The sequence below is a fragment of the Aurantibacter sp. genome, assembly GCF_042094015.1.
GTDB lineage: Bacteria > Bacteroidota > Bacteroidia > Flavobacteriales > Flavobacteriaceae > Aurantibacter.
The window spans coordinates 4,605-11,902 of record NZ_JBELDZ010000075.1; the positions used below are offsets into that span (position 1 = coordinate 4,605).

Genomic DNA, 7,298 nt, shown 5'->3' on the forward strand with positions numbered 1-7,298 from the left:
CTATACTACTTTGATTAATTGATAAACGTATGTTGATATTTTGGTTTGCTACTATAGAGTTAGTAGCATCTCTAATAACAGCTTGATAAGAGAATCCTTCCGGCGATTGCGCTAAAGAATCAATAACTATTAATAATATTATTAACAATGAAAGTAAATATTTCTTCATAAAGCATAAATAAAACGTAAATATACAAATAGTTCGTAATACTCTATTCAAGTACAAATCAATAAATTAGGATCAATTATATTTTATGTAATAAAACTACAACAAAAGAAAAATGAGCATATATATGACAATTCAGTCACTAACAAACTCTGCTAAATTTACGGATAAAAAAGACCATTCTATTTATAAAGAAAATAGAATTATTTCCCAATACAGAAATTAGCAAATATGTTACCTAGTAGTTCGTCATTACTAACCTGACCGGTAATTAATCCAAACTGATATAAAGCTTCTCTAATATCTAAAGCCATTAAATCGCTTGATAAGTTAATGTCTAATCCGTGTTGTACTTTTTGAATTTCTTCGAATGCTTTTAATAAAGCATCATAATGCCTTGTATTAGTTACAATAGTTTCGTTGTTTCGTAATGCTCCAGTATTTACAAAACTTAATAACTGGTTTTTCAATTCTTCTATTCCTTTGTTTTGTTTTGCAGAAAGTAATAAATATTTAGAGTTTTCTATCGTTTTTAAGTTTACTTCTAATTCCGAAGTTTGAACCTCTGTTAACTTATCAATCTTATTAGGGATTATTAATAATGGCTTTAAAGGATATTTATTCTTTATTTTTTCGATTTCAACTTTAAAAGCTTCAAAATTACTTATAAACTGAACTGCATCAAAAAGGTATAAAACAACTTGTGCTTGCTCAATTTTTTCAAATGTTTTTTTAATTCCAATACCTTCTACAACATCTTTAGTTTCACGTATTCCCGCAGTATCTATAAACCTAAAACCTATACCATCAATTACTAACTCGTCTTCAATAGTATCTCTTGTAGTTCCTGCAATATCACTTACAATAGCGCGATCTTCATTTAACAGTGCATTTAAAAGTGTACTTTTTCCAACGTTTGGCTCACCTACAATTGCTACAGGAATTCCGTTTTTAATCACATTTCCAACAGCAAAACTATCTATTAGTCGTTTTAAAACAAATGTGATTCTTTTTATTAATTCTCTAAACTGAGTTCTATCTGCAAACTCAACATCTTCTTCTGCAAAATCTAATTCTAATTCTATTAACGATGCAAAATTTAATAATTCCTCACGAAGCCTTGCTATTTCAGATGAAAATCCACCACGCATTTGTTGCATTGCTATTTGGTGAGACGCTTCATTATCCGAAGATATTAAATCCGCAACAGCTTCGGCTTGACTTAAATCTAATTTTCCATTTAAAAATGCTCTCAACGTAAACTCTCCAGCATCTGCCATACGGCAACCACTACGCAATAACAATTGAATTATTTCCTGCTGAATATATATAGACCCATGACATTGTATTTCTACAACATCTTCACCTGTATAAGAACGTGGATTTTTAAAAATAGAGACCAAAACTTCGTCTATAGTTCTTGCTCCATCCATTACATGACCTAAATGAATAGTATGCGTTTTCTGATTGCTAAGCGCTTTTTGTTTTTTTACAGACTTAAATAACGTGTTACAAATAGTTATAGCATCCTTACCAGAAACTCTAATTATTGCTACTGCTCCTGCTCCACTTGCTGTTGCTAATGCAACAATAGTATCATGATACATCATATTAAATCTTTCCTATTTTTTTCATTACAAACAATATTACAATTGGAATTGCCATTAATAATACCATTGTTAAATCTCTTTCAAATAAAACTGGTGCAAAAAATAATGTGGTTATATAACCACCAACTGCTCCACCAAAATGTGCATCATGACCAATGTTGTCGTTTTGAGCTTTCATTCCGTATATTGAATATAATAAATATCCTATCCCAAAAACAAAACCAGGGATTATAAAATTAATTTTCATCCAAGGATCAAATAAAATAGCTGAATAAATAATTCCCATTACTGCACCACTTGCACCAACTGCTGTATAATTATAATTATTTTTTTGAAACACAAAAGACAATAAACTTCCTGTAGCTAAACTCAATAAATAAATTATTAAAAACTTTGTTTCACCTATTCTATAAATAACTGCATTTGCAAATACAAATAATGTAAACATATTAAAGATTAAATGCTGCATATTTACGTGTAAAAAACCAGAACTAAAAAGTCTAAATTTTTCACCGTTTTGAATTGCTCCAACGTGAAACTTATATTTTTCAAAAAAAGAATAATCGTTAAACCCTTTGTATGAAATAATTACATTTGCTAAAATTATTATAATAGTAATTGTACTTATATTATCCATTTTTAACTTTTTAAATTCAAATATACTATATATTTGTAGGACTGAAATCACTTTTTAACATGCAATTAGTAGTTTACGTTTTAGCTTATCCTTTTTTATGGCTTATTTCTATTTTGCCATTTAGATTACTATATGCATTTTCTGATTTTATGTGTTTTTTGGTTTATGATATTGTTGGTTATCGTAAAAAAGTAGTTTATGAAAACCTTACGCTTGTTTTTCCAGAAAAAACAGATAAAGAAAAGAAGATTATCATGAGAAAATTCTACCATCATTTTTGCGATATGATGTTAGAAGCCATTAAATCTATGACTATTTCTGAAGCTAAAATGAAAAAACACTTCACTTTTTCCAATATAGAGCTAATTAACGATTTAGAAGCTAAAGACCGAAGCGTAATCTTAATGTGTTCTCACTACGGAAGTTGGGAATGGATTTTTATTATGCAGTCCTATTGTACACACCAAGGTTATGCCATTTATAAACGAATTGCTAACCCTTATTTTGATAAGATGTTTAAACGCATTAGAGCAAAATATAATAGTTATTTAATTACCACAAAAGAAACTATACCAACATTAATTAGAGCAAAACGCGATGGTATAAAAACTATTAATGGTTTTGTAAGCGACCAATCTCCAAAACTTAATCGTGCATTTTATTGGCGAAATTTTATGGGAATAAAAGTTCCTGTGCATACTGGAGCCGAAGTTCTAGCCAAGAAATTAGATATGTCTGTTGTCTTTTTTAATGTAAAACGTATAAAACGTGGTTATTACGAGTGTACTTTTAAAACCTTAGCGGAACATCCAAAAGAGTTTGAAGATTTTGAAATAACCGATAAATTTATTGAATTAGCTGAAACTGATATTTATAACGCACCACAATATTATTTATGGACACATAAACGCTGGAAACATAGAGATAAAGTTCCTCCAGAATTTAAATAAAACAAAAAATCCAGTTTCAAATTGAAACTGGATTTTTTGTTTTATTACCCATTTTTATTACATCTATAACTCAAACCAATCATTAATTTTAATATTATGATGTGGCTTTACATTTTTATGAACAAACTCGTTATTAGATTTATTATACTCATAATCTTTTGCCCATTCTTTATGGTTAGTTATTAAATCCTGAATACTTTCGCACACGTAATCAATCTCGTTACATGTTGTTGTTGGGTGAATAGATAAACGAATCCAACCTGGTTTTTGCTGTAAATCTCCTGCTGTAATAGCACAGGTTAATGCGTTAGACTGTTCTTGATCTACATTTAATAAATAGTGCCCATATGTTCCTGCACAACTACATCCACCACGTGTTTGAATCCCAAACTTATCGTTTAATAACTTCACACCTAAATTAAAATGTAAATCTTCTATATAAAAAGAAAATACACCTAAACGCTTTTTCTTATTTCCAGCTAGAATATGAAATCCATCTAGACCTTCAAGATTAGAAAACAATTGATTTAAAAGCTCATGTTCTCTATCTAACATTTTAGAAACCTGCATTTGGTCTTTTAACTTAATAGCTAATGAAGTTTTTATCGTTTGTAAAAAACCTGGTGTTCCGCCATCTTCTCTATCTTCTATACTATCTATATATTTATGCTCGCCCCAAGGATTTGTCCAACTTACAGTTCCGCCACCTGGACAATCTGGAATCATATTTTTATATAATTTCTTATTAAAGATTAAAACACCAGAAGTTCCTGGTCCACCTAAAAATTTATGAGGTGAAAAGAAAACCGCATCCAAAGCTTCATCTGGATCTTCTGGATGCATATTAATATCTACATAAGGTGCAGAACATGCAAAATCCACAAAACAAACACCTCCATTTTTGTGCATTAACTTAGCTATATCATGATATGGCGTTTCTATTCCTGTAACGTTAGAACCACCAATAACCGATGCTATTTTTAACGTACAATCTTTATGTTTTTCTAAAAGAGTTTCTAAGTTTTTTAAACAGAATGAACCATCGTCTTTTGCTGGTATAACTTCTACCGTAGCAATAGTTTCTAACCAAGACGTATGATTAGAATGATGCTCCATATGTGTTACAAAAACTACAGGCTTAATTTCTTCAGGAATTTCTGTGTACTGACGTAAGTTTTCAGGAACTTTTAATCCTAAAATACGCTGAAACTTATTTATAACACTCGTCATTCCATTTCCTGACACAATTAAAACATCATCAGCATTACTGTTTACGTGACCCTTAATTATCTGTCTTGCTTTATGATAAGCATTAGTCATTGCCGTTCCAGAAACTGTTGTTTCTGTATGCGTATTAGCAACAAAAGGCCCAAACTCGTTCATTAATTTTTCTTCAATTGGTCTATAAAGTCGTCCTGAAGCTGTCCAATCTGTATACACCATTTTTTGATTTCCATAAGGACTTTCAAATTCTTGATTTATACCAATTATGTTTTCTCTAAATTTAGAAAAATAAGTTTCTAATTCAGATGTTTGAGTTCTTTTAGCTTTTGTTGTGTACATAAAAAATGTGTTTACAAATTAGCAATCACTTTAATTTCAGAAATAATTTTATCGGCTAAAGTATCTGCTTCTTCCTGAGATTTTGCTTCAGTATATATTCTAATAATTGGTTCTGTATTACTTTTACGTAAATGTGCCCAACTTTCAGAAAAATCTATTTTAACACCATCAATAGTCGTTAAATCTTCATTTTTATAACGTGCTTCCATAGCAACTAAAATGGCATCAACATCTAATTCTGGTGTTAATTGTATTTTCTTTTTACTCATAAAATAGCTTGTGTACGTTTTACGTAAATCGCTTACTGCCATTTTCTTTTCTGCTAATAAGCTTAAGAACAAAGCTACACCAACTAAAGCATCTCTACCGTAATGAGAATCTGGATAGATAATTCCTCCATTTCCTTCGCCACCAATTACAGCATTATTCTTTTTCATTAAATTTACTACATTAACTTCTCCAACTGCACTTGCTTGGTAAGTTCCGCCATGTTTCTCAGTAACATCACGTAAAGCTCTTGTAGAACTCATATTACTTACTGTGTTTCCTGGTTTTTTACTTAACACATAATCTGCACAAGCAACAAGTGTATATTCTTCACCAAACATATCGCCATTTTCATCCATAAACGCTAAACGATCTACATCTGGGTCTACAACAATACCAAAATCTGCATTGTGTTTTTTAACCTCTTCAGATAAATCGCCTAAATGCTCTTTTAAAGGTTCTGGATTATGTGGAAAATGACCTGTTGGATCGCAATAAAGTTTTACTGGTTCTACACCTAAAGCTTCTAATAATAAAGGAATTGCAATTCCTCCTGTACTATTTACGCCATCTACAACAACTTTAAAATTACACGCTTCAATAGCTCTTTTATTAACTAAAGGTAAATCTAGTACTTCATCTATATGGATATCTATATAAGCATCGTTTTTAGTTATCTTACCTAAATCGTCCACTTCTGCAAATTCCATAGTATCAGATTCTGCAATATCTAAAATTTTAGCGCCTTCAATAGCATTTAAAAACTCGCCTTTTGCATCTAATAATTTTAACGCATTCCACTGTTTTGGATTGTGGCTTGCTGTTAAAATAATTCCGCCATCAGCATGTTCCATTGGCACAGCTAACTCTACCGTTGGTGTTGTAGATAAGCCTAAGTCTATAACGTGAATCCCTAAACCTACTAAAGTATTCATTACTAAGTTCTGAATCATATCGCCAGACAAACGTGCATCTCTACCAACTACAACACGATACGTTTCTTTATCAAGTTGTTCTTTTAACCAAGTTCCATATGCGCTTGCAAATTTAACTGCATCTATTGGCGTAAGGTTCTCGCCTACTTTTCCGCCAATGGTTCCTCGTATTCCTGAAATTGATTTTATAAGTGTCATATATCTACTATTCTTAATGATTGTAGACAAATATAATATTTCAAAACGGGAATTAATCATTACTAATTTGTAATTTCGGTTTATGAACTATTTAGCCCATATATATTTATCTGAAAACGACGAAAAAGTTGCTATTGGAAACTTTATTTCGGATAGTATTAGAGGAAAAAACTACTTAAATTATCCTAAAGAGATTCAAGTTGGTATTTTACTCCATCGTGAGATTGATACCTTTACAGATGCGCATCCTATTGTTAGGCAAAGCACTAAAAGATTACACAAAAATTACGGACATTATGCTGGTGTAATTGTAGATGTATTTTATGATCATTTTTTAGCTAAAAATTGGAGCAACTACTCTGCTATTCCTTTGTATGAATTTATTCAGGGTTTTTATACCAATCTAAGAAACCATAAAGCCATTTTACCAAAACGTATTCAGGAATTTATGCCTTATATGATTGAAGACAATTGGTTATATGGCTATAAAGATTTAGATGGTATACAACAAGTTTTAGAAGGTATAAACAGACGAACAAAATACCGCTCTAAAATGAATTTAGCCCTAAAAGAATTACAAGAATTTTATACTGAATTTGAAACTGAATTCAATTTATTTTTTAAGGAATTAATTGAATTAACAACAGTAAAACATAACGAAATAAAAGAGAGAATTTATGCAACCAGTTTATGATTGTGTGGTTTTAACCGACCAACGTTATTTAGAACAAACAGAAGATATTTACTCACAAAATGTTTTTCTTGAAGATAATTTGGTGCTCAAAGCTTTAAAAAATGAAGGTTTAAATGCCATAAGATTGGCTTGGGATGATGCCAATTTTAACTGGGAAACTACAAAAACTATTATATTTAGAACGACTTGGGATTATTTTGACCGTTTTGAAGAGTTTTCTATTTGGTTAAAAAAAGTATCCAAGCTAACGCGACTTCTAAATAGTGAAGCTATTATTA

6 protein-coding genes and 1 pseudogene are annotated in these 7,298 nt (G+C 30.6%); 3 read left to right on the forward strand and 4 right to left on the reverse strand.

Annotated elements, in window-relative coordinates; all coding sequences use genetic code 11:
• Positions 1-369 precede the first annotated feature (369 nt).
• Both mnmE and ACFDSN_RS10080 read right to left on the reverse strand, forming a co-directional pair.
• Positions 370-1,776, reverse strand: coding sequence for a tRNA uridine-5-carboxymethylaminomethyl(34) synthesis GTPase MnmE (gene mnmE, locus ACFDSN_RS10075; RefSeq protein ID WP_375239725.1), 1,407 nt, complete (start codon positions 1,774-1,776; stop codon positions 370-372).
• Between the two features lies 1 nt (position 1,777).
• Positions 1,778-2,413 (reverse strand): rhomboid family intramembrane serine protease, encoded by a 636-nt coding sequence (locus ACFDSN_RS10080; RefSeq protein ID WP_375239726.1) that lies wholly within the window; start codon positions 2,411-2,413, stop codon positions 1,778-1,780.
• Positions 2,414-2,472: 59 nt separating this feature from the next.
• Here ACFDSN_RS10080 and ACFDSN_RS10085 point away from each other — a divergent pair, with 59 nt between their 5' ends.
• Positions 2,473-3,363 (forward strand): lysophospholipid acyltransferase family protein, encoded by an 891-nt coding sequence (locus tag ACFDSN_RS10085; protein ID WP_375239727.1) that lies wholly within the window; start codon positions 2,473-2,475, stop codon positions 3,361-3,363.
• Between the two features lie 63 nt (positions 3,364-3,426).
• Here ACFDSN_RS10085 and ACFDSN_RS10090 read toward each other — a convergent pair whose 3' ends face one another.
• On the reverse strand, positions 3,427-4,926 hold the full coding sequence (locus ACFDSN_RS10090; RefSeq protein WP_375239728.1) for an aminotransferase class V-fold PLP-dependent enzyme: 1,500 nt from the start codon (positions 4,924-4,926) through the stop codon (positions 3,427-3,429).
• A gap of 11 nt (positions 4,927-4,937) precedes the next feature.
• The gene (gene glmM / locus ACFDSN_RS10095) at positions 4,938-6,326 is read right to left on the reverse strand and encodes a phosphoglucosamine mutase (protein ID WP_375239729.1); all 1,389 of its coding nucleotides are present in this window, start codon (positions 6,324-6,326) and stop codon (positions 4,938-4,940) included.
• An 82-nt stretch (positions 6,327-6,408) separates the two neighbouring features.
• On the opposite strand from glmM, the gene ACFDSN_RS10100 reads away from it, so the two are divergent.
• Positions 6,409-7,020 carry an ACP phosphodiesterase gene (locus ACFDSN_RS10100; protein WP_375239730.1) on the forward strand — a complete coding sequence of 204 codons (612 nt, stop codon included), beginning with the start codon at positions 6,409-6,411 and terminating at the stop codon, positions 7,018-7,020.
• Positions 7,004-7,298 (forward strand): annotated as a pseudogene (locus ACFDSN_RS10105) (hypothetical protein); the annotation flags it as partial. The gene ACFDSN_RS10100 and the pseudogene ACFDSN_RS10105, both read left to right, overlap by 17 nt.